This window comes from Leptolyngbya sp. 7M, assembly GCF_018128485.1.
Genome location: NZ_CP070897.1, coordinates 2,052,201 through 2,077,497, shown reverse-complemented (window position 1 = coordinate 2,077,497; position 25,297 = coordinate 2,052,201). Strand labels below are relative to the sequence as shown.

The following is a 25,297-nucleotide window of genomic DNA, read 5'->3' as shown; positions in this document are numbered from 1 at the left end:
GACTTTATCCAAATAGCCCATGAAGAATACTTTTTCTGCTTCGATCCTGCTCATCTTTTTTGGTTTTACCGCTGTTTTCGGACAAACCGCTATATGGTCAGTAAATTCTCGTGCTGATGTTCTTAAAGGTGATGCCGAGGGCGTTTCTATCGATCAGAACGGGGCCGTATCGATCGCACCTAAGCTTTCTACGGCCTATGAGACTGGGCAGCCCTATATTTGGTCAACAACGATCGATGCGGCGGGAAACATTTTTATCGGAACAGGAAGCGAGGGCCGCATCTATCGTGTAGCAGCGAATGGTAGCGGGACACTTTTTTCGGATCTACCAGAACTTAACGTTTCCGCTCTTGTAATCGGTCGCGGCGGTGAGCTTTTCGCAGGGACCTCACCCGACGGAAAGGTTTATAAGATCGATTCCACAGGGAAAGCTGAGGTATATTTCGACCCGAAGGAAAAGTACATTTGGTCGCTTGCGGTGATGGCGGACGGAGGCTTGGCCGTCGGAACTGGTGATGCGGGAAAGCTCTATCGCGTTCGGTCGGCGAATGCGTCTCCGGAGTCCTCACTAATTCTTGATTCAAGCGAAACGCATATCTTCCGTCTTGCCGCAAGCCGCAACGGAGAAATATATGCCGGAACCGATCCCGGAGGGCTGGTTCTACGGATAGATGCGAATGGGAAACCATTCGCTCTTTTGGACTCTCCGCTAAGAGAAATACGCGACCTAGTTTACGCGTCTGATGGCTCGCTCTATGTTTTGTCCCTAGCCGATTCGGTCTCATCAGCAAAGTCGGCTGAGTCTTCTGATGAGAAGCCGGCGAACAATACGGTCTCCGTTGAACGTCCTTCTCTCGCCGCACCACCGCAACCCGCAAAGAGCAAGTATGATCTTTCCGGAGCAAAATCAGCGGTTTACAGAATCTTGTCAGACGGCTCGCATGATCTCCTGTGGTCATCCCCAAATGTTGTAGGATTCTCATTGCTACCAAAGGTCGATGGGGGCGGAGTGTTACTTGGAACATCAGACAAGGGCAGGCTCTATAGTATCTCTAATGAAGGGCGTGAAACACTGCTTTTGCAAACGGATGCCGCGCAGATATCCCGGCTATTTCGACGCGATGCAACGATCTACGCAGCGACCAGCAATCAAGGCATGTTAATGTCGATCGGGCCGGAATCGGCGGCAGAAGGCGTGTTCAGATCAGCCGTGCTTGACGCAAAGACACAGGCTAACTGGGGTGACATGTGGTGGCGTTCGGCGGGCAATGTGCTCATCGAAACACGGAGCGGCAATACCGAGGTCCCAAACGAAACGTGGAGCCCGTGGACCCAAGTTAGCTCAAGCGGGACGCGCGGACGGGTAGGCGTTCCGAGTTCGCGATTCATCCAGTGGCGTGCTGTTTTGAGGCCCGGGAGCTCTGCGGCTGTTTTGAATGAGGTCAACTTGGCATTTGCTGGTAGGAATCTCGCTCCGGAACTTCTCAGTGTATCGATCCTGCCGGCGAACGTTGGCTTGCTTCCAAACCCGCCGGCCCCGATCGATCCGAACATCGAACTTTCCGGGATTGCCCCAGCGGTCTTTGGCATCCCGAACCAACCGATCCCGCCGCGGCGCGCCTATCAACGCGGTGCACGGGCATTTCAGTGGGTGGCCGAAGACAGGAACGGTGATTCCTTAGTGTTTGATATTTATCTGAAGGAAGCAAATGATACCGAGTTCAAACTCCTGAGATCAAGCCTATCGGAGAACTTCATCACTTTAGATGGTCTCTCACTCGCTGATGGACGTTACAGACTGAAGATCATTGCCAGAGACTCGCCATCGAACCCTGCCGGGCAAAGTCTTTCAGGCGAAATAGTTAGCGAGCCATTTGATATTGATAACACGCAGCCTGTGGTTTCGCTCATCGGAACACCGCAGGTCAGCGGCGGACGCGGACGTGTAACCTTCGCAGCACGTGACGCTTCCGGTTATTTAGTAAAGGCTGAATACAGTATTAACGGAGGTTCGTGGAAAAGCGTGACCGCGGAGGACGGGATCTCTGACAGTCCGGAGGAAAGATATATGGTCGAATTCGATCTAGGAGAGGCTCGGGAAATTTCCGTTACTCTGCGAGTATTCGATTCGGTCGGCAATATAGGAAACGCCCGAGCGCTGATCCGTCGATAAGGATCTGTATCAATTCTTTGGCAACGCCATCGTTTCGTTCTCGCGGTCCAATTCAAGGTGACGTGTCGTGGTCTCCGTAACGCTCGGCGGGACAAGATCGCCGGTCTTATATCTAGAATCCGGCTCGATGTAGTTTGTTCGGATGGGAGGTAATGCTGAGGTTTCGGGTGCATTACTGATCTTTGCAAAACTTTGCGATGAGACAACTGCAATAGCACTTTCCATTTTTCGCGATCTCAACACTTCAGAAATGCCTTTGGCAAATGCAAAGAATGAAGGAAAAAGCATTGCCCACCACCACGCCTTTCCGCCAGCGACGCCGGTGAAAAGGAGCGCGAGCGAAACCACCAAAAATCCAACGTCTTCGGAGTATAGCTGAAGATCATTCGGATAGCCTTGAATAAGATGGAACGTTTACAGAAATTGATCTCACAGGCCGGGATCGCTTCGCGTCGCGCAGCTGAGGAACTGATCCGTTGCGGCGACGTGACGGTAAATGGTGAGGTCATCAGAGAAATCGGCACAAAGGCCGATCCAGAAAAAGACCACATCAAGGTCCGCGGCAAGCTCATCAATCCGCTCCTGGCGCATCGCGAAAATGTATATATTTTGCTTAACAAACCTAAAGGTTACCTCTCAAGCGTTGCCGATCCCGAAGGCCGAAAGGTGGTTACGGATCTCGTAAAAGGCTTAGGGAAACTTCACCCCGTCGGCAGGCTGGATCTCAATACCGAAGGGCTTATCATTTTGACCAACGATGGTGAATTTACGAATGCTGTTGCATCTTCGAAAAAGATCCCGAAGGTTTATCTCGTAAAAGTCAAGGGTTTGCCGTCCGATGTAGCGATACGAAAGCTCACAAGAGGAGTTAGGTTAAAGGATGGATTTAAGACTGCACCAGCAGAGATCAAGACTCTTAAGCCTACCGACAAGAATGGTTGGTATGAGGTAACGCTTTACGAAGGTCACAATCAGCAGATAAGGAAAATGTTCGATTCAATAGGCCATTCGGTCGTCAAGCTTCGCCGTATTCGAATTGGTTCGATCGACGACCCGAGACTCCCGGTCGGACGTTACCGAAGGCTCAGAGAAGATGAGATCCGTTCGCTTTTTCCGTCAAAGAAAGCCAGCTATTCATCGCATTAGAGCCTTATGCTCAACCAAAAGACATCTATCTTGAACAACATTGATCCCAGCATCAATGAATGAATTTGCAGCAGCCTCATTCCTGATGCCCAACTGAAACCAGACCGATCTTGGTTTTGCCGCGATTATTTCATCAATATGCTTGTCGATGTCGTTGGGACGGCGGAAGACGTTTACCATATCTAGCTCCGAATCAATTTCGCGGAGATCTCGAAATACAGGTGCTCCTAGTATTTCGGTAACTTCTGGATAATAAACCGGCACCGGTATAATTTTGTATCCGGCATCCTGCATATACTTTGAAACATAAAACGCCGGCTGTGTTGCGTGCGTTTCCGGCTTAATACCAAGAACCGCGATCTCCCTTGTTGCATGAAGCAATCCGCGGATCTCATCGTCGGATGTAAGTTCCCTTCCCATTTTCTGCATTTTGTGATTCTAACTGTTCGCTGATCCGCGAAACAATTTCGCAGAAGAAATTTGCTCTGAAAGCTGGCATTATGCAATCATAATATTTCCTTATATGCATATGAATTTTGAACTATCGGAAGAACAACAGCAGATCAAATACAGCATTAGAGAGTTTGCGGAAAGCGAGATCCGCCCGAACGTGATGGAATGGGACGAGTCTCAGCACTTCCCCATCGAGCTGCGGCCAAAGCTTGCCGAACTCGGCCTGATGGGGATCATCTTTCCCGAGGAATATGGCGGCGCAGCGATGGGTTATGTGGAATATGCCACTATCATCGAAGAGCTTGGCCGCGTATGTGGATCTGTCGGGCTTTCCGTCGCCGCGCATAATTCGCTTTGTTCAAACCACATTTATATGTTCGGTACAGAGCAGCAGAAGAAGGATTACCTTGTTCCGCTCGCACAGGGTGAGTCCTTTGGGGCGTGGGGACTGACTGAATCTCAAGCGGGATCAGATGCTTCGGGCACACGTACAACGGCTATTCGCTCGAACGGCGGCTGGAAGGTAAATGGTTCGAAGAATTTCATTACCCATGCCATCGCCTGCAATACGCTTGTTGCCGTTGCAGTAACGGATAAAGAGAAAGGTAACCGCGGCATCTCGGCCTTTATCTTCGACAAATCGATGGAGGGTTTTCGCCCTGACAAAAAGGAGAACAAGCTCGGGATGCGCGCATCGGAAACCGCGTCGGTCGTCTTTGAGGATTGCTATGTCCCTGAAGAAAATATGCTAGGGAATGAAGGCGAGGGGTTTCTTCAGGCAATGCAGATACTTGATGGCGGGCGGATATCGATCGCAGCACTTTCTGTTGGGATTGCTCAGGGAGCTTATGAGGCTGCTGCGAAATACGCAAAAGAGCGTGAGCAATTCGGCAAGCCGATCGCTGAATTTCAGGCGATCCAGTTCAAGCTTGCGGATATGGCAACTCAGATCGAGTGTGCTCGCCTTTTGACCCTGCAGGCTGCTGCGATAAAGGATTCCGGGAAGCCTGTTACTCAACGATCTGCCATGGCAAAACTCTTCGCTTCCGAAACTGCTGTTCGCGTAGCGGAAGAGTCTATCCAGATACACGGTGGCTACGGCTACACGAAAGATTATCCTGCCGAGAAATATTGGCGAGATGCAAAACTCTGCACTATTGGCGAAGGAACCAGCGAGATACAGCGTCTCGTAATCGCCAAACATTTGTTGAAAGCCAACTAGAAACCCTGTATTTTTGTCCTGTGCTAGTGAACCTGTGCCGTCTAACTGCGATCTCGGCGGCTGCACTTTGCATTGCGACGATTGTTTTTTTGTCGTCAGGGTGTACGAGTGCGGAGGAGAGAGAGGCACGTTTGCTGGTTGCAGATTCTGCATCGAACTCCGAATTAGCCCGAATAGAAAAGGTCCTTAGCTCCGGACAACCATTTCTTCCAAAAGATTTCGAATCGCTTAAGTCCATTTTGGCTAAGTTCCCGCATACCACAAGGGTCATAGAATCCTATAAATCTGCCCTGATCAAGCGAGAGGATTGGGCGGCATTGGCTGATTTTCTTATTGCTCAGCCCCCGGGCAAACTGTCTAGGACAGACAGAGCGAATCTTGCCCGAGCGGCTCTTAGACTTGGTCGATACGATGACGTGATCACAACGGCGAAGCCGCTAGTAGATGAAGATCCGAATGATGTGGATACAGCCAGTATATTGGCCTCTGGCTACTATAATATTGGCCGTATGGATGAATCCGCTGCCATTTTCGATCGGCATTGGTCTGCGATTGTTGACCAGAAGCGCATTTCTGAGATCACGCTTCGCGGCCTTATTCATCATCGGCAGGGTAATGATGAAAAGGCCATTGAGGTACTATTAAAATCCGCTGAACTTTCGCCTGACAATATCACGGCTCTGAACACGCTCAGCAGGATATACAATGCCCACGGTGACCTTGCACGGGCAGAAGAGTTTCGGAGACGGAATGAGGCTGCTCAGGCAAAACAAGCAGCAGAAGCGGCTCGTGCGCATCATCAGGTCCAAATGCTTTATGAACTGCAGGATAAGTGGGAACAGCAAAAATTCACTGATGTGATCATAATCGCACGCAAAGCGATCGAATCTGCAACTGAATCTAATAAGCCGGTATTGTATCAATATATTGCGGAGTCTTATTCGAAACTGGGCAGACCGCAAGATGCGCGCGCCGCGCTGATGGAGATCGAACGTCTTAAACAGAAACAATGAAACGTTTTTTGATTCATGCCGCCCTTTTAGGCAGTTTGGCGATCTTTGGATGCCAAGACGAGGGGTCCGGGAACAATCCAGGAACCGATGAAACGGTTTCTACATTTATCCGCTTTAATGATGTTACAAGAACGAGCGGCATAACGTTTCGTCATGAACCAACCCGAACCGAAGAGAAGCTTTTGCCGGAGATAATGGGTAGCGGTCTTTTGGTGGCCGACCTAAATCGGGACGGAGCACCGGATGTTTTATTGGTTAATAGTGGAGCATTGAGTTCGGAGGTTAGGAATGCTGCCCATGGAAACCGACTGTACATAAACGACGGCAAAGGTAATTTTACCGATAAGACGGATGAGTGGCAGCTTCCAAGCCGGGGTTATGGAATGGGTGCGGCTGTTGGTGATTTTGACAACGACGGTTTCCCGGATGTTCTTCTTACACACTTTGATGGCAATGACCTTCTCTTGCGGAATACGGGCGAGAGATTTGAAGATGTGACCGCAAAGGCGGGGATAACCCCTGACGGCAAATGGTCAACAAGCGCGGGTTTCATTGATATAGATAATGACGGCGATCTGGATATCTATGTCGTACGGTATGTTGAATTCTCGCCAATATCGTCTCCGAGGTCATTCCGAAATCGAATACTAATTTATCCGACCCCTTTGCTGTTCGATGCGGTGCCGGATCGAGTTTGGCGGAATGACGGGAATGGGCGGTTTACAGATATTACCGAACCGGTCGGGATCAAAGACTCGCCGCAAAAAGGACTTGCTCTTGCCATCGGTGACATCGACCTGGATGGCCATTCCGATGTTTATATTGCAAATGACACTACCCCAAATCAGCTTTGGATGAACACTGATGGCCGATTCAAAGACGTTGCACAGCTTGCCGGGGCCGCCTACGACGAGATGGGACGAGAAGAGGGCAGCATGGGGGCTGACTTCTCTGATCTTGACGGGAATGGGTTGCCGGATATCGTTGTGACGAATTTCCAGACAGAAGTTACAAGTTTATATTTGCAAACCGGCAAAGGTTTATTTGCGGAGCGGTCAGACGTGTCCGGAATGGGCAGAACTTCACGCGAACGTTTGAGTTTCGGTATAGATGCATTTGATGCCAATAACAACGGTCTCGAAGACATTCTGTTCGTAAATGGCCATATCGAGGACAACATTCATTTGAATTCAGATACAGTTACTTTTGCCCAGCAGAATTCACTGTTCGAGAATTTGGGCGGTGGGAAATTTCGAGACATAAGCGGAGCAGCAGGAGATGCGCTAAGCGACGTCCAGGTGAGCCGCGGGCTGGCGACGGGCGATCTTAATGGTGATGGGTTGATCGACTATGTTGTGAATAATAACGGCGGAACGGCGCAAGTTGCTTTTAATGCGACCGAAAAAGCCGGGGGCTTTGTGGTTTTCTGGTTGGAGGGAAAGAAAGCTAATCGAAGCGCTATCGGAGCACGTGTCGTAGCAAAGATGGGGGAGCGCTCTATCGAACGACAGGTTATGGGTGCTCAAAGTTATCTTTCGGTGGGTGATCTTAGGCTGCATTTTGGATTGGCTGATGCTGAGAGGATCGATGAGCTGACGATCTACTGGCCGGGCAGCGAAAAACAGGTGATAACGAATATAAGTAGAAATGGTTTCTATTACATCCGCGAAGGAGCGGAGCCTGTTGGCTTTATCCCAGGAGAGAAGCGGATCGAACCCTGAACACGCTTACTAAAATGTTCCAACGTTGCTGCTTAATATTACTTATTACCTTCTGGCTTGGTGCATGCGGAGACTCCGATCCCTCACGGATCAATGCTGATCCTGAGGCGATAAGGAGCTTTTATGTCGGTCTTGCCGCGCTGGACGTCGGTGATGACAGACGGGCTCGCAGCGAACTTGAAAAGACCATAAAGCTTGCTCCGAATGAGCCGGCCGGATGGAATAATTATGGCGTTCTTCTGCTTCGTCAGCGCGATCTAGAGAAGTCTCGACCTGCGCTTGATCGTGCGGCAGCATTGGACCCGAATAATGTCTCTATCAGTCTGAATCGAGCCGCCCTTTATCTGCAGATCGGCCAAGACGAGGATGCTGCCAAGGAACTTGAACGCACCATCAATCTAACATCGGGCGGGGATAAAGTTGCGAAGTATATGCTTGCCGAACTCAGGGAGCGTAAGCTGTTCATATTAAGAACGTTTCGACTAAGGCTTGCGGATAAAGGCTCACTGGAGAGAAAGTTATGATTCAGATGCAAACCTCGCTGACCGTCGCGGATAATTCGGGAGCAAAGCGGGTTGAAATGATAATGCCGATCGGCGGCTCGACAAGCAAGATCGCACGGCTCGGCGACAAGATAAAGGTTACCGTAAAAGAGGCGGCGCCGGATGGCACAGCAAAGAAAGGAAAGGTCTATAACGCTGTTATCGTTCGAACCCGAAAGGAGGTTCGCCGAAAGGACGGAACCTATATCAGGTTTGATGAGAACGCCGCGGTATTGATAAAAGACGATGGTACGCCGATAGGAACGCGCGTTTTTGGACCGGTTGCCCGCGAACTTCGTGAGAAGAATTTTATGAAGATCGTGAGCTTGGCCCCAGAAGTGATCTAGATTTAGGTAAATTGGATCGGATGAGCGAGTCCGATGTCTGATAAAAAAATGAGAACTGCAAGAACAGGAACGGTAAAGAGCAAGATCAAACGCGGCGATCAGGTCGTCTTCATTGCGGGTAAGGAATATAACCGTTATGACAGCAATGGCAGGCGACAACCTCTTCGCGGGCGTGTTATAGCCGTTGATGCGCGTAACGGCAAGGTCAAAGTTGAAGGCGCTATGATCGTAAAAAGACATCAAAAGGCTGTTCCTCAAATGAATCGCGAAGGCGGGATCATTGAAAAGGAAGCTTGGGTAGATGTATCGAACGTCGCGGTAGTTGATCCAGACACGGGACGTCCGACGCGGATCCGTATAGAAGAGCGCGACGGTAAAAAGGTTAGAGTTGCAAAGAGCGGTAAGGTCATCCCAGAACCGGACGTATTCGGGATCAAAGAGAGCAAGAAAGAAAAGGACGAGACCGCCGAATAGGCAGTTTGATGTCCGGTAATGCGGTAACGCAGGTCCCGGGCGAGGAAAGGTCAAACAATGGCAAGACTTAAAGAAAAATACAGGAAAGAGGTTGCACCAGCTCTGGCTAAAGAGTTCGATATCAAGAATCCGATGGCGGTGCCGAAGATCGAGAAGATCGTTGTCAATATGGGGCTTGGTGAGGCGAGCTCAAACGCAAAGATACTTGATACGGCGACAGAGGAGCTGAAGGCCATTACAGGGCAAAAGCCTGTGGTTACAAAGGCGAAGAAATCTATCGCAGCATTCAAACTGCGGCAGGGAATGAGCATCGGCACCATGGTAACGCTTCGCGGCGACCGGATGTACGAATTTCTCGACCGTCTTATCTCGGTTGCGCTGCCTCGTGTCCGCGATTTTCGTGGCATCTCCGCTAAAGCCTTTGATGGCCGGGGGAATTATACGCTTGGGATCCGGGAACAGCTTATATTTCCGGAGATCGATTTTAACAAGGTCGATAAAACACGAGGAATGAATATTTCAATAGTTACTACGGCCAGGAACGACGAAGAGGCTCGCTCGTTGCTGCGTTCAATGGGAATGCCGTTCAGGCAATAATAAAGGCATGGCAAAGATCAGCAAAATTGTAAAGAACGACCGAAGAAAAGCAAAGGTCCAGCTTTGGGCAGAGCGAAGAGCGGCACTCAAAAAGATCATCAATGATCCGCGATCGACACCTGAACAAGTCGATGAGGCGGTTGTGAAACTTCAAAAGATGCCGCGGGATGCAAGCCCTGTTCGTGTAAGGAACCGATGCTCGCAGACCGGAAGGCCGCGTGGTTATTTGAGAAAGTTTGGTATTTCAAGAGTTGCTCTTCGCGAGTTGGCTCTCGAGGGCCAGATACCGGGTGTTGTTAAATCGAGCTGGTAATAAGATTTCTGATCTAAAAAGATCGAAAGTAGATTGACGGAGTAGAAAAGAATGACCGATCCAATAGCCGACATGCTTACGCGAATCAGGAATGCGATAGCCGCGAATCATCCGCGCGTCGATATACCGGGTTCGAAGTTAAAGCTTGAAGTCGCAAAGATCCTTAAGGAAGAAGGGTACATCAATAACTTTACGACAAAGGGCGAAGGCCCCAAGTATGTTATCCGAATTTTTCTGAGATATGACGCGAAGGGCACATCATCGATAACGCATCTTTCGCGGGTTTCAACACCAGGCCGTCGTGTTTATGTTGGGGCCTCGGATATTCCAAAAGTTCTTGGTGGTTACGGGATCAACATTGTCTCGACCTCAAAAGGCCTGATGAGCGGCAAAAATGCCAAAAAGGCTAATGTCGGCGGTGAGATCTTGGCGGAAGTTTATTAAGTTGTGATACAAGGTTGCCGGATATTTCGCTCTTTCTTATGGTTGGACGCAATTCGGGAACGATAAAACAAAGTTATGTCTAGAGTAGGAAAAAAGCCGATCACGATACCCTCCGGTGTTACTGTTACTATCGGGGATTCGAACCTTGAAGTAAAAGGCCCCAAGGGTACGCTTAGTACGCCGATCCCTTCCGGTGTTAAATTTACCCAAGAAGATGGGGCTCTAGTTGCCGAGCGGCAGGGAGATGAGTTTGCTGCATTTCATGGCCTAGCTCGGGCTCTTGCCAATAATGCTGTTGTTGGCGTGACAGAAGGATTCGAGAAAAAACTAGACGTCGTTGGGGTTGGTTACAAGGCGGAAGTACAGGGCAAAAAGATCGTTTTTGCGTTAGGGTATTCACATCCGGTCGAATACTTGCTTCCAGATGGAATTGAGGCCAAAACTGAAAGGGTCAATACTAAAACCTCGATAAATCAATATCAGCTGACGATCACGCTCAGCGGCATCGATAAGCAGAAACTTGGACAGGTCGCTGCGGAACTTAACCGCCTGCGTAAACCCGATGCTTACAAGGGTAAAGGTGTCCGGTACGCTGATAAATTCTATAAGTTGAAGCCCGGTAAAACAGGGAAATAGTGGATCGTAGATCGTGAATAAAGGCCGTTGTCTATGGCCTGTGATCGACGAATAAAAAGATTATGGCACAGAAGAGCAGAGCAGAGATTCGCAAGGGCGTCCACAGCCGAATCAGAAAGAAAGTGCGGGGAACGGCGCAACGTCCGCGCCTGGCAGTTTATCGCAGCCTGAATCACATTTACGCTCAGATCATTGATGACGACAGCGGGCGAACGCTTGCCACAGCGTCAACCACAGAGAAGGCATTTGATGGAAAGACAGGCGGTAACATTGACGCAGCCCGAAAGGTCGGAACGACCATTGCCGAGCGTGCGGTAGCTGCAGGAATTTCCAGCGTGGTTTTCGATCGCGGCGGATATGTATATCACGGCCGAGTCAAGGCATTACTTGATGCTACTCGTGAGGCAGGTTTGAACAAGAATGAGACGGCTGCAAAGGCCGTGAGCGAAACAAAGAACGATGAAGAGTAAACAGAGAATTTCGCCAAGCGGCCTTATCCTTAAGGACCAGCTTATACAGATCAATCGTGTTACCAAGGTCGTAAAGGGCGGCAAGAATATGTCATTCGCAGCCCTCGTGGTCGTCGGTGATGAAGATGGTCACGTCGGTTTTGGGACCGGAAAAGCTAAGGAGGTCCCGAACGCCATCAAAAAAGCTGTTGAGGCGGCAAAGAATAATCTGATCCGTGTTCCGCTGATAGATGGCACGCTTCCGCACGAACTTATCGGTGAATATGGCGCTGGTCGGGTGCTTCTGAAGCCCGCAGCTGAAGGAACCGGCGTCATTGCCGGAGGGGCGGTGCGTTTGGTGTTGCAGGCACTCGGCGTTCATAACGTGCGAACGAAGATCCTTGGTTCAAGCAATGCTCATAACGTTGTTCGTGCTACGTTCAACGGTCTGATGAGAATGAAGGATCCGCTTGAGGTCGCAAGGCTTCGCGGAAAACAGGTCGAGGAATTGGTTTAATTTGAGGTCTTGGGCCAATAATGTTTTGACGGTCTACTGATCGCAAGCGATTTCAGGTCCGGAATATGAAGATGGCAAAGAAGACAGAGAAAAATGAGGCGGCTACGATAACGATCCAATATTACCGTAGCTCGATTGGCTACGCGCAAAAGCAAAAGGATATTGTTAAAAGCCTAGGTATCACAAAACTTAATCAAAAAGTTACGCGGCCTGATACACCTTCGATGAGGGGTATCGTGGCAAAGGTACCGCACCTGTTGCGGATAGTGGAATAAAATAAGAGGATAGCTGCCAAATACGTTCAGAGCTATGCTCCGTGTGGCAGGCGGCAGGTATTTCCTGAAAAGGGGAAGCAAAAATGGCATTATCACTTAATAATCTCAAACCAGCTCCGGGGTCGACCCATAAAAAGAAGCGCGTAGGAAGAGGTCCAGGATCAGGGCTTGGCAAAACCGCAGGCCGCGGGCACAAAGGACAGAAGTCACGGTCCGGATACAGTAGCCGGGCAGGTTTCGAAGGCGGCCAGATGCCTTTGCAGCGACGTCTGCCTAAACGTGGGTTCACAAATAAGTTCAAGAAACAGTGGATCGAGATCAGCCTGGCGAAGATAGATGCTAATTTCAATGCCGGAGATGAGATCACCCCTGAAATACTTCATGAACGGGGGCTGATCAAGAAAGCGAAACACGATCTTGTGATACTTGGGAACGGCGATGTAACCAAATCGCTGAAGGTTTCCGCACATCGTTTCACGAAAACCGCAAAAGAAAAGATCGAAAAGGCAGGCGGAAGCATCAGTGAGATAGCAAAGGCTGTTGCTGCTGATGCGTAAATGCCGCTTTGTATTTGGTTGATTATGGATTTTTTGAGGTTCAGCGCAGCTATTGCGACAAATTAGCGGAAGTATATGGAGAAGTTTCTCGCCGCAATTCAAAATATGTTCAGCATTCCGGAGCTGCGGAAGCGGATTCTGTTCACGCTTGGAATGCTTGCCATCTATCGCCTAGGCGCTCACGTAACGGCGCCGGGAATTAATAAAGCCCAGCTTGAAAGGGTATGGGGTGAAGTTGCCGGTACGCTTTTGGGCGTGCTTGACCTGTTTTCAGGCGGTAACTTTCAGACGATATCAGTATTCGCTCTAGGCGTAATGCCGTATATAACGTCATCGATCATTATGCAGCTGATGCCGGTGCTCTCGCCTGCGGTCAAAAAGATCCAGGAAGAGGGCGAGGTCGGGCGTCAGAAACTGAATCAATACACTCGCTATCTGACAGTGGTCCTGTGTCTTGTGCAGACCTTCTTTGTCGCGACCTGGCTCAGCCGGAACGGTATCATTGCCGAAAGCTGGTGGGCAACCGCGATGATAGTTGTTACGCTTACAACCGGAACTGTTTTTGTAATGTGGCTCGGTGAGCAGATCACGGAGCGAGGCGTTGGTAATGGTATCTCGCTGCTGATCTTTGCCGGTATAGTTATCGGACTTCCGAACGCGGTCATTCAGGTATCGGATAGGGTAAGGGGTGGTGATCCGTATCAAACGCTTGGTGTTATTTTCCTTGTTGCGGTGCTCATCGCTTTGATCGCTTTGATCGTTTACGTGGAATCCGCGAGGCGCAAGATCGCAATCAGCTATGCAAGCCGACGCATCGGAAACCAAACATTCCGCGGACAAGAAACGAGTCTTCCGCTGAAGATCAACATGGGCGGTGTTATCCCGGTGATCTTTGCGTCATCCGTGCTGGCGATGCCGACTACGCTACTGACCGCATTCCCGCCGGACCCGAACGAGCCGAATTCTTTGCTGTCCAGGGTTCACGCCTTCTTTCAGCAGTTCCATGGCGGCGACCATAGTTGATCCCGGATTATCCTTCGGATTCCTTCGAAACGAACATGAAAAAGCCCGAGAATCACTCTCGAGCCTTCCTTGCCCTGCTGTTGAAAAATGTACGATCTGCGGAGTCTGTCCAAGTACGTGGCTTGCCGATGCTCCGCCCTCGCTTATTCAGATCCAGCCAGCAAGCGTTAAGGCAGCGCTGGCTTCATAGCATTATTGTTTTGTCAGATAACCGCTCGGAACAGCCCGATAATCGAAGTTATAGGTATATGTGTAAATACCGAAGGGTAGTATGCTGACAGGCTTTGAATAGACAACATGCGCCTGAATATAACCGCCGGCGGGCTTTATCTCGATAAAAGCATCGGACGGCACGTTGTAATCGTACGCCGCCTTTTGGATCGTCGCCTTGACGGCTTCCAAAGGCTTTATGTTACCGCTGGCGGCGAGCCCCTTTACGACAGCAACATCCATTTCCTGTTTGAAACTCGCACCATCATAGGCAACCGGAATGTAGTTATACCCCGCGTTTGCTACAAGAACGATCAATAAAAATACTGCAAGAAACTTTACACCTGCGCTTCCGCGCTCGGAGTACGATTCGTAATTTTGTTCTTTCATTTCTGACACTCCTTATACTTCAGGCGACATAGGAGTCTAAGGTTAGATCACGAAACAAACTTTCTAAGAGTGTGGCTTATTGCAGTTCGTCCGATGTCTTTTTCCGACAGGATCAAGGGCTTTCCGATGTCTTTGAGAACCACCCAGTTGATGCCGTTCGGGGATGATTTCTTATCGGATTGAAAGGCATTCAATAGTTCGTCTCGATCGATGTGTTTTATCGGCGGCAGAACACCGACCCGATGCACAACATCGTTCAACAATTCTAGCGTATTTTTATCTAGCAGTTCAAGCTTTTTTGATAGTTCCGCAGCAAATAGAAGTCCATAGCCGACCGCTTCTCCATGCTTTAGGTATCGGTAATTGGTCACCTTTTCAAGAGCATGGCCGAAGGTATGTCCAAGATTCAATATCTTCCTTGACCGCGGATCTGTCCGAGCCGGATCCTCCATCTCGTCACCCCGAACCACCCGAGCCTTGAACCGTATCTGTTCGGCGATCAGGGCATTCATCTGCTCACGCAGCACATCCTTCGTGAGAACTTCCTTTACTCCCTTTTTTTTAATGACTTGCAGTGTATCTACACTAGCCGAAAACAGCTTCCCACCAGACAATATACCGTGTTTAAGTACTTCATACGCCCCGGCATTCAACTCCCGCCGCGGCAGCGTGGAAAGCAGGCAGATATCTACGAAAACCGCATCAGGCTGAGAAAATGTCCCGGCGAGATTCTTTCCAAAGCTTAGATTTACGCCTGTTTTCCCACCAACGGATGAATCGACCATTGAAACGAGCGTGGTCGGAATCTGAACGACGGGAATACCGCGTTGATAGACAGAAGCAGCAAATCCTGCTGCATCACCTACCACACCGCCGCCGAGGGCTAATATAAGATCAGAACGTTTGAGACCTGCTTGCGCGAATGCATCAAGCAGCTGACCTATGGTCCTAAGGTCCTTAAAGCGTTCACCATCACCAATTAGATGGATATACGTATCAAATGATGATCGGTCCAACTCCTTCAATAAACTATCACCATAAAAACCGAAAACACGCTTATTCGATATCAGAAAGATTTTCTGATGTCTTTGCCCTGACTTACCATTCACCCACCGTGGCACCGCCGCAAGAGCTCCAGATCCTACCTTTATTGGGTAATTTGTGCTTTTCCGGGAGATTTTTACAGTGATCTCGTGATCCATTTGTTTTCAACTAATGTTCTGTGTCTGAAGATGGTCGGCAATTATTTCCAGTTGGACCTCAGGAAATGCTTCTGTCACCGCCCTGGACATCGTTTGCCGAGCGAAGGACATTTCCGCGTCACCCGATGCGATCTGGCGAGCTTCAACACTTGGCCATTGCGCATAGGCATAAAAGATATCGTCGCTGCCGCGATGAAGACGTGACCCGTACGCTCCAAAGTTTGAGACATAATGCTTGGTCACAAGTTCCCATGCTTCAACGAAGTCGTCCTCTTGGCTCGGCTCGATCCGCCACCTATAGAGTACTGTAAACATCAGCCTAATTCCTCTTTGATCACCTTAGCCAAATGATCCGCAAGCATAGCGATCTCGTTCTCCTCTGGACCTTCGATCATGATCCGCGCAAGATTCTCGGTGCCTGAATATCGAAGAAGCAACCGACCGCGGCCTTTAAGCTGTTCCTCCACTTGAGCAGATTCAATACTGATGCGATCGTTTTCCGCAAACGGCAATTTCGCTCTTACTTTCACGTTAACAAGCGTCTGAGGAAACCGTTGGAATCCACTGGTCAGATCTGAAAAACTCGCTTGGTTCTCTACTGCCGCATTCAGCATCAATAGAGCAGTAAGCATTCCATCGCCAACGATGCTAACCTCCGGATAGATGATATGCCCTGACTGCTCGCCACCTATCTCTGCATTGCTCCGAAGCAATTCTTCAAGAACATACTTGTCGCCGACCGCGGTTCGGACCAATGTAATGCCTTCTTTATTTAGCGCTATCTCAAGCCCAATGTTGCTCATCACGGTCGCAACAACAGTTCTATTCTTTAGTTTGCTGGAACCTTTCAATAAACGGGAGATAACCCATAACGTTGAGTCGCCATCTACTATTTCCCCATTCTCATCGACAAAAAGTGCTCTGTCCGCATCGCCGTCAAACGCAATGCCGCAGAATGCCGTTTCCTGAATTACCCGCGACTGAAGTGGTCCAAGATGAAGCGAACCGCATCCTGCATTTATATTCCGACCCGTGGGCTGATCAAATATGGTAACGACCTCTGCACCAAAACCGCTGAATAACTGATCAGCAAAACCCGATGCAGCCCCATTTGCGCAATCGATGACGAGCTTTTTCCCTGACAGGTCAAGTCCTTCGAACCGGCTAGCGAGAAAAATGAGATATCCTTTATGGATTTCATCAGACATCCGCTCGTCTATTCCAACCGGATGAGCATCTATCGGCAATATCAGATCTGATCCTCCGATGGCCTTTTCAATAAAGTCTTCAGTTTCCGGGGGAGCTTTATGTCCGTTTGGGAGAAAGATCTTTATTCCGTTATCCTCGAACGGGTTATGTGAGGCACTGATCACGACCCCGGCATCTTGTTCGAAGGCGCGTGCCGCAAATGCAACACCCGGCGTAGTTATGACGCCGGCAGATATTACATTCGCAGAACGCGCTTTCATACCCGCGTGGAGCAGGCCTTCGATATGAGGTCCTGATTCGCGCGTGTCCCGACCAGTTACAAACTTCGGCTCCCGAGACGTGCTTTGCCTGAAGAATTCAGCCAGAGCTGCTCCGATACCAAATACCGAACGATCATCCAACGGACATTCGCCGGCCTTTCCCCTTATTCCATCCGTTCCAAATAGTTTTCCAATCATCTCAAAGTAAATTGATATTCAATTTTTGCAGGAAGCAGGCCAATGACAAAATCCCATTGCCATAAATTTTCCTTGTGCTATCGATAAACTGATCAAATTGATTTGACAACTCTTTGTTGAATCGTGGAATCTATATACTACCGGGGCCTTCATACCTCGATTCCATCGTAAATCACGAGACATTCTCTCCTAAATACTTATGCCTATGGTCAGAGTAGTTTTCTGCATCGCATTGTCGTTCTCATTTTCACTCGCTACCGCGGGACAGTCTGCTGTTGAGCCGACGCCGACGCCGGTCCGTGTGGTAATAACAGAGAATATCCCGTCTCCGCGGCCAACACCGATAGTTGTCGGCAAGACTGCTTCCTCCGAAGCGAATGAGATAGAGCCAGCTCAAACAACCGTGGTCGTCGGAGCCGGACAGCAGAATGCGTCGCTGCAACGTCCGCGCGAAGTAAAAAATGCAGAGAACTTAAGCTTCCGAGAGATCAAATCTCTTATTGCCGATGCAAAGCGCCAGCTGCAGACCCGCCCGATCACGATAGCTTCGGCGGGCAGCATTTATGAGGGTGTGGAGATGGTACGCGTCGCTTTCCTTGATAAGCGAACACAGGATATCGACTTTGTAACGCTTGAAAAGGCTGCCTTCCTTTCGACCGCGAGTGATAAATACGTGACCTCGATGAACGGGAAGCCGCTAATTGTTCGCACCATTCGCGGCAACGGCGTCAATACACCCGTGATCATTACCGAACCGGACGGCACCCAACATTTTCCTCTGCTTGTTCAGTACCCGCGTGTTACGAATCGCCGATATGAGGAAACTGCCTATTATGTTTCCACGCATCCGGGTCTGGTAACACCTGAAGTGGTTAACGCGGGCAAGCTTTATGTTCGGAACGTGATCGAGATAGCACGCGAGAGACTTCGCGAAAAAGGCATAAGGATCGACCCGGTTATCGCAGATATTGCTGAGCGGCTTGCTGCGGTCGAGCATGTAGATCATCTCCGATTCCGAACAGAACCGCATTCAAAGATCTATGACGACATTTATACCTTATTCGCTCTGAACGAAGGTGATACGTATCGCTATGCTGTTAGCACCGCAGGAGCAGGCGGCATGGTACAGATGATCCCGTCAACATATCGAATGGTAAGATCGTGGCACCCCAATGTCGGCTTGATGGAAGATTTCGTCGAAGGAATGCGAAACCACATCAATGCCTCGCAGGCGATGCTTCTTTATATGCAACGGACCTGGAATGACCTCGCCCGAAGCCCGGCAGTTCAGAATGCGATGATCTCGGGTTTTGCCACACAGAAGCACCTGTTAGCTGCCGGCTACAACTCGAATCCGGCTCGTCTTCCTGGTTACATAACGCGAGGCGGAGAGAATTGGGCATCTCTGATCCCAAGAGAAACAAGGATATACCTGCAGATCTACGATTCGATAGAAGCACATGTTCCGATGACGCCGCGTGCTCGGTAAAAGCTTTATCTGATCCGGAAGGGCGGCAAAAGATGCCGCCTTTTTAATTTCTATGAGCCGACAAGGTCCGCAACGCGTTCTTGTATAAATGCAAAATCCTTGTCGTAGATCTGTTCATCCTGCAGATCGCCTTGGTTTGTGATCTCCAGATCAGAGCCATTTCCTGGCACGAATTCGCTCATTTCCCTTTCTGAAGAAAACGTATAGATGGCCCGATTCAATCCCCAAAGCGGACCCAAGTAAACATCGTATTCAACCCTTACACCTTCGACGTCAAGAAAATATCGATTCTTGCGGATCTCGTTGCCCTCCAGATGTTCTAACAATGTGTGTTCTGCGTTGTTCAGCCGAATTTCTGCGATGTGGCGCACACCGTTCACGACATCTGATGCCGGCATCGATTGTTGAAATAGATACATCCACTCCTTTGTTTCAGGCACACGGATCGAGCGCAGCCTGAGCCTTGTTCCCGGCAAATAATTGTCGAAGATCTGTAGATGAGTACTTGATCTTGTCAATGGCTCCGGCAGATCTTCAATAAAGAAGATCCGTCGATATTCAGTTTCATGATATTTGTCCATGATCGTCGATTTTCCTATAATTCTAAGGTTAATTTCAGGCAAAACAGAAATATGAATAAAAAATTTTACTTTCTTCTTTTTAGTCTCGTTATTTCGATAGCATTTGCCGCGTGCGGTGGTTCTTCAACCGAAACGCCGGCCAACAGAACGAATGCCAACACGGGAGCGGCAAACACCGCCAATGCGCATCTGCTGCTAGATGGCCACTAACAATCCATTTGTTTAATCCAACACTTGACATAAGAGATGCCCCCTGATTTGGTTAGGTTATGTCTCTATTTTCAACATGCCCCACTTCAACCAAAAATCAACAGAGCCATTTATTAAAAACGATTTCGTCTTGCTACTAAGAGTGTATGAATGCAAAAAGGACTCCTTAAATGAGGAGTCCTTTCTATAAATCACCTGGCACCGAGCTATTTTTGCGGGAGGCAGCCCTCCAACTATCTTCGCCGCGGGTGCGTTTCACCACTCAGTTCGGGATGGATGAGCGTGGGTCCACACCGCCATAGGCACCAGGAAAACGGGTTGAGTTCAAGAATGAACCCTGAAGGCTGCATAGTGAACGTAATTTACCAATGTAAGAGGTCAAGCCCTCGGTCTGTTAGTACACCTCAGCTTCGTACATTACTGCACTTCCACTTAGTGCCTATTAACGGGTTGTCTTCCCGTGACCTTACTGGCTTATGCCATGGGAGCACTCATCTTGAGGTGGGCTTCCCACTTAGATGCTTTCAGCGGTTATCCGCTCCGCACTTGGCTACCCTGCGTTTACCGTTGGCACGATAACAGGTACACCAGCGGTGCGTCCTTCCCGGTCCTCTCGTACTAAGGAAGGCTCCTCTCAATGCTCCTACGCCTGCACCGGATATGGACCGAACTGTCTCACGACGTTCTGAACCCAGCTCACGTACCGCTTTAATGGGCGAACAGCCCAACCCTTGGGACGTACTACCGCCCCAGGTTGCGATGAGCCGACATCGAGGTGCCAAACCTCCCCGTCGATGTGAACTCTTGGGGGAGATCAGCCTGTTATCCCTAGAGTAACTTTTATCCGTTGAGCGACGGCCCTTCCACTCAGTGCCGTCGGATCACTAAGACCGTGTTTCCACCCTGCTCGACTTGTCAGTCTCACAGTCAAGCTTCCTTGTGCCTTTACACTCTGCGGCTGATTTCCAACCAGCCTGAGGAAACCTTTGTGCGCCTCCGTTATCGTTTAGGAGGCGACCGCCCCAGTCAAACTGCCCACCTGAAACTGTTCCCATGCCGGGTCACGGCAATGAGTTAGAATTCTAGCCTTGACAGAGTGGTATCTCACTGTTGACTCCATTGCCCCCACAAGGGCAACTTCTTAGTCTCCCACCTATCCTGCGCAGTCAAAGCCCGAACCCAATTCCAGGCTACAGTAAAGCTTCATAGGGTCTTTCTGTCCAGGTGCAGGTAGTCCGTATCTTCACAGACAATCCTATTTCGCCGAGCCTCTCTCCGAGACAGCGCCCAGATCGTTACGCCTTTCGTGCGGGTCGGAACTTACCCGACAAGGAATTTCGCTACCTTAGGACCGTTATAGTTACGGCCGCCGTTCACCGGGGCTTCGGTCGCCAGCTTTGGTTTCCCTAACCGACTTCCTTAACCTTCCGGCACTGGGCAGGCGTCAGCCCCCATACATCGTCTTACGACTTCGCGGAGACCTGTGTTTTTGGTAAACAGTCGCCTGGGCCTCTTCACTGCGACCAGCTCTCGCTGGCACCCCTTCTTCCGAAGTTACGGGGCCATTTTGCCGAGTTCCTTAGAGAGAGTTATCTCGCGCCCCTGAGTATTCTCAACCATCCCACCTGTGTCGGTTTCGAGTACGGGCAATTTTGGATTAACGTGGTTAGAGCTTTTCTTGGAAGCTTGACATCACACACTTCGAGTCCGTAGACTCTCGTACTCACACCTCAGCTCAAGACGTTTTCGCCGTCTCTCATCGCCTCGAATGCTTAAACCGCTAACCAACATGCGGCTGTGCTAGCCTTCTCCGTCCCTCTGCACAATCCAAAATCGGTACCGGAATGTTGACCGGTTGTCCATCGACTACGCCATTCGGCCTCGCCTTAGGTCCCGACTAACCCTCCGCGGACGAGCCTTCCGGAGGAACCCTTAGGATTTCGGGGCATTGGATTCTCACCAATGTTTGCGCTACTCAAGCCGACATTCTCACTTCCGTTTCGTCCACATCTGCTCTCGCTAATGCTTCTAACTACCACGGAACGCTCCCCTACCGATACATCGATAGATATATCCCACAGCTTCGGTACACAGTTTAGCCCCGTTCATTTTCGGCGCAGGAGCGCTTGACCAGTGAGCTATTACGCACTCTTTTAAGGATGGCTGCTTCTAGGCAAACCTCCTGGTTGTCTATGCACTCCCACCTCCTTTATCACTGAACTGTGATTTGGGGACCTTAGCTGGTGGTCTGGGCTGTTTCCCTCTTGACGATGAAGCTTATCCCCCACCGTCTCACTAGCCATGTGTTCATCTGGTATTCAGAGTTTGACTCGATTTGGTACCGCTCTCGCAGCCCGCACCGAATCAGTGCTTTACCCCCAGACTATAATCATGACCGCTGCGCCTCAACACATTTCGGGGAGAACCAGCTAGCTCCGGGTTCGATTGGCATTTCACCCCTAACCACAGCTCATCCGCCAATTTTTCAACATTGGTCGGTTCGGACCTCCACTTGGCTTTACCCAAGCTTCATCCTGGCCATGGTTAGATCACCCGGGTTCGGGTCTATAACCACGGACATCTCGCCCTATTCAGACTCGCTTTCGCTTTGGCTTCGACATTCTCGTCTTAACCTGCCCGTGCCTATAAGTCGCCGGCTCATTCTTCAACAGGCACACCGTCACCCGTTTAATCGGGCTTCGATTGCTTGTAAGCTGATGGTTTCATGTTCTATTTCACTCCCCTCCCGGGGTTCTTTTCACCGTTCCCTCGCGGTACTGTTTCGCTATCGGTCACACAGGAGTATTTAGCCTTACGAGGTGGTCCTCGCTGATTCACCCGGAATTCCACGTGCTCCAGGCTACTCGGGATCCAGCTAGTATCCTTACGCTTTCGACTACAGGACTTTCACCTCCTCTGGTGCAGTATTCAGCTGCTTCGTCTAGCGGCCAGATTCCATATCGCTGTCCCACAACCCCAGAAGTTAAAACTTCTGGTTTAGGCTCTTCCCGCTTCGCTCGCCGCTACTAGGGGAATCGAGTTTTCTTTCTTCTCCTACAGCTACTAAGATGTTTCAGTTCGCTGCGTTCGCTTGTGCCGTCCTATGGATTCAGACGGCCATCTTTAGGGTTGCCCCATTCGGAAACCCCCGGATCAAGGCTTGCTTCCAGCTCCCCGGGGCATATCGTCGGTAACCACGTCCTTCTTCGCCTCTGTGTGCCTAGGTATCCACCATCAGCCCTTTGTAGCTTGACCACTTGATTCTTTCAATCTACATTGGTGTCTGTTTCCGCTTAATGTCACCTCATTAGCCCGACTGAACCTTCGCCCAATCATCACCAACAATGTGTCACTAAGGTTTCTACCTGACATTGTTCACTATGCAGTTTTCAAGGTTCTCGCTGGACCAATCCCAGCAGGCTATCTTGACCTCATCTCACGATGCCTCAAGACTAATTGCTGAAATCTCTATCTCACGCACAATTAACCATACTAGCAAATCCATTCACAACATGCAAACTTCATTCACTAACTTGATTAATCTCGCTTGGGCGTCCTACCCAGTGGAGGTTAGCAGACTCGAACTGCTGACATCCTGCTTGCAAAGCAGGCGCTCTACCAACTGAGCTAAACCCCCATATCCCAAGAGTCTTGAATCTCGAACTAGCGTCGAAACTCGAATCTCCTGTTAAGGTGGGCCATCCTGGACTCGAACCAGGGACCTCACCCTTATCAGGGGTGCGCTCTAACCACCTGAGCTAATAGCCCATTCCTCGAACCAAATAGTTTGAAAGCCCTAGCACCCATTCCGACCGACCTTGGGATGACCTCAAGCTTGATTTAGTCCAAATTGGTTCAATCAAGTTGGGTTCAGGTCTCCCTAAAAAGGAGGTGATCCAGCCACACCTTCCGGTACGGCTACCTTGTTACGACTTCACCCCAGTCATCAGCCCTGCCTTCGGCGTCCTCCTCCCGAGGGTTGGAGTAACGACTTCGGGCGTGGCCAACTCCCATGGTGTGACGGGCGGTGTGTACAAGGCCCGGGAACGTATTCACCGCAGTATGCTGACCTGCGATTACTAGCGATTCCGCCTTCATGCAGGCGAGTTGCAGCCTGCAATCTGAACTGAGCCACGGTTTATGGGATTAGCTTGCTATCGCTAGCTCGCTGCCCTTTGTCCGCAGCATTGTAGTACGTGTGTAGCCCAGGACGTAAGGGGCATGCTGACTTGACGTCATCCCCACCTTCCTCCGGTTTGTCACCGGCAGTCTCTCCAGAGTGCCCAACTCAATGCTGGCAACTAGAAACGAGGGTTGCGCTCGTTGCGGGACTTAACCCAACATCTCACGACACGAGCTGACGACAGCCATGCACCACCTGTGTTCGCGCTCCCGAAGGCACTCCCTGCTTTCACAAGGATTCGCGACATGTCAAGCCCTGGTAAGGTTCTTCGCGTTGCATCGAATTAAACCACATACTCCACCGCTTGTGCGGGCCCCCGTCAATTCCTTTGAGTTTCACTCTTGCGAGCGTACTCCCCAGGCGGGATACTTAACGCGTTAGCTACGGCACTGCCCGGGTCGATACGGACAACGCCTAGTATCCATCGTTTACGGCTAGGACTACAGGGGTATCTAATCCCTTTCGCTCCCCTAGCTTTCGTCCCTCAGTGTCAGTGCAGACCCAGCAAGGCGCTTTCGCCACCGATGTTCTTCCCAATATCTACGCATTTCACCGCTACACTGGGAATTCCCCTTGCCCCTATCGCACTCTAGACATTCAGTTTCAATTGCCCTTATGGAGTTAAGCTCCACGCTTTAACAACTGACTTGAATATCCACCTACGGACGCTTTACGCCCAATAATTCCGGATAACGCTTGCCTCCTCCGTATTACCGCGGCTGCTGGCACGGAGTTAGCCGAGGCTGATTCGATAGGTACCGTCATTGTGTTCTTCCCTATCAAAAGAGGTTTACAACCAGTAGGCCGTCTTCCCTCACGCGGTCTTGCTCCGTCAGGCTTTCGCCCATTGCGGAAAATTCCCCACTGCTGCCTCCCGTAGGAGTCTGGGCCGTGTCTCAGTCCCAGTGTGGCTGATCATCCTCTCAGACCAGCTACTGATCGTCGCCTTGGTGGGCCATTACCCCCCCAACTAGCTAATCAGACGCGAGCTCATCCTCAGGCAATTAATCCTTTCACCTCTCGGCACATCGGGTATTAGCGACCGTTTCCAGTCGTTGTCCCCGTCCTGAGGCCAGATTCTCACGCGTTACTCACCCGTCCGCCACTAAGGTCCGAAGACCTCCGTTCGACTTGCATGTGTTAAGCAGACCGCCAGCGTTCATCCTGAGCCAGGATCAAACTCTCCATGTTGTTAGAGTGTTTGATTCATACTCCAGGACCTTTCCTATCCCGGATTCATTCTATTGACTCAAGTATCGCTACTCAAGCCCTATTGCTTTGACGGAATAATAGTGCTATTCTGGCTTCCAAACTATTCTCTTTTCTAGGTTCGAGACAGCTTAGTTCGCGCTTCGCTAACTCCTCTCTCGATTCGTCGCTCGCGCTCGCCTCACCGCTTTATTAATCTAGCGAATCCCTCCCCTAACTGTCAACAGATTTGTGGAAAAATTTTGAGACTCTTG

The 25,297-nt window shown here is 50.1% G+C and carries 26 protein-coding genes, 2 tRNA genes and 3 rRNA genes; 19 read left to right on the top strand and 12 right to left on the bottom strand.

Annotation, left to right across the window (positions count from 1 at the left end; all coding sequences use genetic code 11):
- Positions 1-19: 19 nt before the first annotated feature.
- The gene (locus JVX88_RS09875) at positions 20-2,173 is read left to right on the top strand and encodes a hypothetical protein (protein ID WP_211627157.1); all 2,154 of its coding nucleotides are present in this window, start codon (positions 20-22) and stop codon (positions 2,171-2,173) included.
- A 9-nt stretch (positions 2,174-2,182) separates the two neighbouring features.
- Here the strand turns inward: JVX88_RS09875 and JVX88_RS09870 are convergent, their stop codons facing one another.
- Positions 2,183-2,524 carry a hypothetical protein gene (locus JVX88_RS09870; protein ID WP_211627156.1) on the bottom strand — a complete coding sequence of 114 codons (342 nt, stop codon included), beginning with the start codon at positions 2,522-2,524 and terminating at the stop codon, positions 2,183-2,185.
- A gap of 54 nt (positions 2,525-2,578) precedes the next feature.
- On the opposite strand from JVX88_RS09870, the gene JVX88_RS09865 reads away from it, so the two are divergent.
- Positions 2,579-3,319, top strand: a complete 741-nt coding sequence (locus JVX88_RS09865) for a pseudouridine synthase (protein ID WP_211627155.1) — start codon at positions 2,579-2,581, stop codon at positions 3,317-3,319.
- Here JVX88_RS09865 and JVX88_RS09860 read toward each other — a convergent pair.
- Positions 3,308-3,739 (bottom strand): CoA-binding protein, encoded by a 432-nt coding sequence (locus JVX88_RS09860; RefSeq protein WP_211627154.1) that lies wholly within the window; start codon positions 3,737-3,739, stop codon positions 3,308-3,310. The two genes, JVX88_RS09865 and JVX88_RS09860, sit on opposite strands and share 12 nt — an antisense overlap.
- Before the next feature lie 109 nt (positions 3,740-3,848).
- Between JVX88_RS09860 and JVX88_RS09855 the strand changes: the two genes are divergently transcribed.
- From JVX88_RS09855 to secY, 15 genes are all read left to right on the top strand, one after another.
- Positions 3,849-4,994 (top strand): acyl-CoA dehydrogenase family protein, encoded by a 1,146-nt coding sequence (locus JVX88_RS09855; RefSeq protein ID WP_211627153.1) that lies wholly within the window; start codon positions 3,849-3,851, stop codon positions 4,992-4,994.
- Positions 4,995-5,125: 131 nt separating this feature from the next.
- Positions 5,126-6,007, top strand: a complete 882-nt coding sequence (locus JVX88_RS09850) for a tetratricopeptide repeat protein (RefSeq protein ID WP_211627152.1) — start codon at positions 5,126-5,128, stop codon at positions 6,005-6,007.
- A complete protein-coding gene (locus JVX88_RS09845; RefSeq protein ID WP_211627151.1) occupies positions 6,004-7,728 on the top strand; it encodes a CRTAC1 family protein in 1,725 nt (574 codons plus the stop codon). The genes JVX88_RS09850 and JVX88_RS09845 overlap by 4 nt, the downstream gene beginning before the upstream one ends.
- Before the next feature lie 14 nt (positions 7,729-7,742).
- The gene (locus JVX88_RS09840) at positions 7,743-8,252 is read left to right on the top strand and encodes a tetratricopeptide repeat protein (protein ID WP_211627150.1); all 510 of its coding nucleotides are present in this window, start codon (positions 7,743-7,745) and stop codon (positions 8,250-8,252) included.
- Positions 8,249-8,617: a 50S ribosomal protein L14 gene (gene rplN / locus JVX88_RS09835; protein WP_211627149.1), complete on the top strand. Its 369-nt coding sequence runs from the start codon at positions 8,249-8,251 to the stop codon at positions 8,615-8,617. Before JVX88_RS09840 ends, rplN begins: the two co-directional genes overlap by 4 nt.
- A 33-nt stretch (positions 8,618-8,650) precedes the next feature.
- Complete coding sequence (gene rplX / locus JVX88_RS09830; RefSeq protein ID WP_263975486.1) at positions 8,651-9,091, top strand: 50S ribosomal protein L24; 441 nt, start codon at positions 8,651-8,653, stop codon at positions 9,089-9,091.
- A 57-nt stretch (positions 9,092-9,148) separates the two neighbouring features.
- Positions 9,149-9,688: a 50S ribosomal protein L5 gene (rplE, locus tag JVX88_RS09825; protein WP_211627148.1), complete on the top strand. Its 540-nt coding sequence runs from the start codon at positions 9,149-9,151 to the stop codon at positions 9,686-9,688.
- 7 nt (positions 9,689-9,695) lie between these two features.
- Entirely contained in the window at positions 9,696-10,001 is a 306-nt protein-coding gene (gene rpsN / locus JVX88_RS09820; RefSeq protein ID WP_211627147.1) for a 30S ribosomal protein S14, read from the top strand.
- Positions 10,002-10,052: 51 nt separating this feature from the next.
- Positions 10,053-10,445 (top strand): 30S ribosomal protein S8, encoded by a 393-nt coding sequence (gene rpsH, locus JVX88_RS09815; RefSeq protein ID WP_211627146.1) that lies wholly within the window; start codon positions 10,053-10,055, stop codon positions 10,443-10,445.
- A 75-nt stretch (positions 10,446-10,520) separates the two neighbouring features.
- On the top strand, positions 10,521-11,081 hold the full coding sequence (rplF, locus tag JVX88_RS09810; protein WP_211627145.1) for a 50S ribosomal protein L6: 561 nt from the start codon (positions 10,521-10,523) through the stop codon (positions 11,079-11,081).
- Between the two features lie 59 nt (positions 11,082-11,140).
- On the top strand, positions 11,141-11,551 hold the full coding sequence (rplR, locus tag JVX88_RS09805; protein WP_410503779.1) for a 50S ribosomal protein L18: 411 nt from the start codon (positions 11,141-11,143) through the stop codon (positions 11,549-11,551).
- Positions 11,541-12,047, top strand: a complete 507-nt coding sequence (gene rpsE, locus JVX88_RS09800; protein ID WP_211627143.1) for a 30S ribosomal protein S5 — start codon at positions 11,541-11,543, stop codon at positions 12,045-12,047. Before rplR ends, rpsE begins: the two co-directional genes overlap by 11 nt.
- A gap of 71 nt (positions 12,048-12,118) precedes the next feature.
- On the top strand, positions 12,119-12,322 hold the full coding sequence (gene rpmD, locus JVX88_RS09795) for a 50S ribosomal protein L30 (protein ID WP_211627142.1): 204 nt from the start codon (positions 12,119-12,121) through the stop codon (positions 12,320-12,322).
- Positions 12,323-12,405: 83 nt separating this feature from the next.
- Positions 12,406-12,879, top strand: a complete 474-nt coding sequence (rplO, locus tag JVX88_RS09790; protein ID WP_211627141.1) for a 50S ribosomal protein L15 — start codon at positions 12,406-12,408, stop codon at positions 12,877-12,879.
- 75 nt (positions 12,880-12,954) lie between these two features.
- Complete coding sequence (gene secY, locus JVX88_RS09785; RefSeq protein WP_211627140.1) at positions 12,955-13,902, top strand: preprotein translocase subunit SecY; 948 nt, start codon at positions 12,955-12,957, stop codon at positions 13,900-13,902.
- A gap of 192 nt (positions 13,903-14,094) precedes the next feature.
- Here secY and JVX88_RS09780 read toward each other — a convergent pair whose 3' ends face one another.
- The 4 genes from JVX88_RS09780 to glmM are packed head-to-tail and all read right to left on the bottom strand — an operon-like array spanning position 14,095 to position 17,371.
- Positions 14,095-14,502: a hypothetical protein gene (locus JVX88_RS09780; protein WP_211627139.1), complete on the bottom strand. Its 408-nt coding sequence runs from the start codon at positions 14,500-14,502 to the stop codon at positions 14,095-14,097.
- 47 nt (positions 14,503-14,549) lie between these two features.
- Entirely contained in the window at positions 14,550-15,704 is a 1,155-nt protein-coding gene (gene aroB, locus JVX88_RS09775) for a 3-dehydroquinate synthase (protein ID WP_225931373.1), read from the bottom strand.
- A gap of 6 nt (positions 15,705-15,710) precedes the next feature.
- Positions 15,711-16,019 carry a hypothetical protein gene (locus tag JVX88_RS09770; RefSeq protein ID WP_211627137.1) on the bottom strand — a complete coding sequence of 103 codons (309 nt, stop codon included), beginning with the start codon at positions 16,017-16,019 and terminating at the stop codon, positions 15,711-15,713.
- Entirely contained in the window at positions 16,019-17,371 is a 1,353-nt protein-coding gene (glmM, locus tag JVX88_RS09765) for a phosphoglucosamine mutase (RefSeq protein WP_211627136.1), read from the bottom strand. Before glmM ends, JVX88_RS09770 begins: the two co-directional genes overlap by 1 nt.
- A gap of 205 nt (positions 17,372-17,576) precedes the next feature.
- Here glmM and JVX88_RS09760 point away from each other — a divergent pair, with 205 nt between their 5' ends.
- Positions 17,577-18,860, top strand: coding sequence for a hypothetical protein (locus JVX88_RS09760; RefSeq protein ID WP_211627135.1), 1,284 nt, complete (start codon positions 17,577-17,579; stop codon positions 18,858-18,860).
- Positions 18,861-18,910: 50 nt separating this feature from the next.
- On the opposite strand, the gene JVX88_RS09755 is transcribed toward JVX88_RS09760, so the two are convergent.
- A complete protein-coding gene (locus JVX88_RS09755; protein WP_211627134.1) occupies positions 18,911-19,441 on the bottom strand; it encodes a hypothetical protein in 531 nt (176 codons plus the stop codon).
- 51 nt (positions 19,442-19,492) lie between these two features.
- On the opposite strand from JVX88_RS09755, the gene JVX88_RS09750 reads away from it, so the two are divergent.
- On the top strand, positions 19,493-19,651 hold the full coding sequence (locus JVX88_RS09750; protein ID WP_211627133.1) for a hypothetical protein: 159 nt from the start codon (positions 19,493-19,495) through the stop codon (positions 19,649-19,651).
- A gap of 193 nt (positions 19,652-19,844) precedes the next feature.
- Here the strand turns inward: JVX88_RS09750 and rrf are convergent.
- From rrf to JVX88_RS09725, 5 genes are all read right to left on the bottom strand, one after another.
- Positions 19,845-19,961: ribosomal RNA gene (gene rrf, locus JVX88_RS09745) — 5S ribosomal RNA — on the bottom strand.
- A gap of 64 nt (positions 19,962-20,025) precedes the next feature.
- Positions 20,026-22,906: ribosomal RNA gene (locus JVX88_RS09740) — 23S ribosomal RNA — on the bottom strand.
- A gap of 309 nt (positions 22,907-23,215) precedes the next feature.
- Positions 23,216-23,288 (bottom strand) — tRNA-Ala (locus JVX88_RS09735).
- Between the two features lie 57 nt (positions 23,289-23,345).
- Positions 23,346-23,419: transfer RNA gene (locus JVX88_RS09730), tRNA-Ile, on the bottom strand.
- 116 nt (positions 23,420-23,535) lie between these two features.
- Positions 23,536-25,025, bottom strand: a 16S ribosomal RNA gene (locus JVX88_RS09725).
- The 16S, 23S and 5S rRNA genes sit together here with 2 tRNA genes alongside, the layout of an rRNA operon.
- Positions 25,026-25,297 lie beyond the last annotated feature (272 nt).

Excerpts from the sequence above, each read along its gene's own strand:
- JVX88_RS09875 (WP_211627157.1), top strand. The coding sequence starts at position 20 with ATGAAGAATACTTTTTCTGCTTCGATCCTGCTCATCTTTTTTGGTTTT.
- JVX88_RS09865 (WP_211627155.1), top strand. The coding sequence starts at position 2,579 with ATGGAACGTTTACAGAAATTGATCTCACAGGCCGGGATCGCTTCGCGT.
- JVX88_RS09860 (WP_211627154.1), bottom strand. The coding sequence starts at position 3,739 with ATGGGAAGGGAACTTACATCCGACGATGAGATCCGCGGATTGCTTCAT.
- JVX88_RS09855 (WP_211627153.1), top strand. The coding sequence starts at position 3,849 with ATGAATTTTGAACTATCGGAAGAACAACAGCAGATCAAATACAGCATT.
- JVX88_RS09845 (WP_211627151.1), top strand. The coding sequence starts at position 6,004 with ATGAAACGTTTTTTGATTCATGCCGCCCTTTTAGGCAGTTTGGCGATC.
- JVX88_RS09840 (WP_211627150.1), top strand. The coding sequence starts at position 7,743 with ATGTTCCAACGTTGCTGCTTAATATTACTTATTACCTTCTGGCTTGGT.
- rplN (WP_211627149.1), top strand. The coding sequence starts at position 8,249 with ATGATTCAGATGCAAACCTCGCTGACCGTCGCGGATAATTCGGGAGCA.
- rplX (WP_263975486.1), top strand. The coding sequence starts at position 8,651 with ATGTCTGATAAAAAAATGAGAACTGCAAGAACAGGAACGGTAAAGAGC.
- rplE (WP_211627148.1), top strand. The coding sequence starts at position 9,149 with ATGGCAAGACTTAAAGAAAAATACAGGAAAGAGGTTGCACCAGCTCTG.
- rpsN (WP_211627147.1), top strand. The coding sequence starts at position 9,696 with ATGGCAAAGATCAGCAAAATTGTAAAGAACGACCGAAGAAAAGCAAAG.
- rpsH (WP_211627146.1), top strand. The coding sequence starts at position 10,053 with ATGACCGATCCAATAGCCGACATGCTTACGCGAATCAGGAATGCGATA.
- rplF (WP_211627145.1), top strand. The coding sequence starts at position 10,521 with ATGTCTAGAGTAGGAAAAAAGCCGATCACGATACCCTCCGGTGTTACT.
- rpsE (WP_211627143.1), top strand. The coding sequence starts at position 11,541 with ATGAAGAGTAAACAGAGAATTTCGCCAAGCGGCCTTATCCTTAAGGAC.
- rpmD (WP_211627142.1), top strand. The coding sequence starts at position 12,119 with ATGGCAAAGAAGACAGAGAAAAATGAGGCGGCTACGATAACGATCCAA.
- rplO (WP_211627141.1), top strand. The coding sequence starts at position 12,406 with ATGGCATTATCACTTAATAATCTCAAACCAGCTCCGGGGTCGACCCAT.
- secY (WP_211627140.1), top strand. The coding sequence starts at position 12,955 with ATGGAGAAGTTTCTCGCCGCAATTCAAAATATGTTCAGCATTCCGGAG.
- JVX88_RS09780 (WP_211627139.1), bottom strand. The coding sequence starts at position 14,502 with ATGAAAGAACAAAATTACGAATCGTACTCCGAGCGCGGAAGCGCAGGT.
- aroB (WP_225931373.1), bottom strand. The coding sequence starts at position 15,704 with ATGGATCACGAGATCACTGTAAAAATCTCCCGGAAAAGCACAAATTAC.
- JVX88_RS09770 (WP_211627137.1), bottom strand. The coding sequence starts at position 16,019 with ATGTTTACAGTACTCTATAGGTGGCGGATCGAGCCGAGCCAAGAGGAC.
- glmM (WP_211627136.1), bottom strand. The coding sequence starts at position 17,371 with ATGATTGGAAAACTATTTGGAACGGATGGAATAAGGGGAAAGGCCGGC.
- JVX88_RS09760 (WP_211627135.1), top strand. The coding sequence starts at position 17,577 with ATGGTCAGAGTAGTTTTCTGCATCGCATTGTCGTTCTCATTTTCACTC.
- JVX88_RS09755 (WP_211627134.1), bottom strand. The coding sequence starts at position 19,441 with ATGGACAAATATCATGAAACTGAATATCGACGGATCTTCTTTATTGAA.
- JVX88_RS09750 (WP_211627133.1), top strand. The coding sequence starts at position 19,493 with ATGAATAAAAAATTTTACTTTCTTCTTTTTAGTCTCGTTATTTCGATA.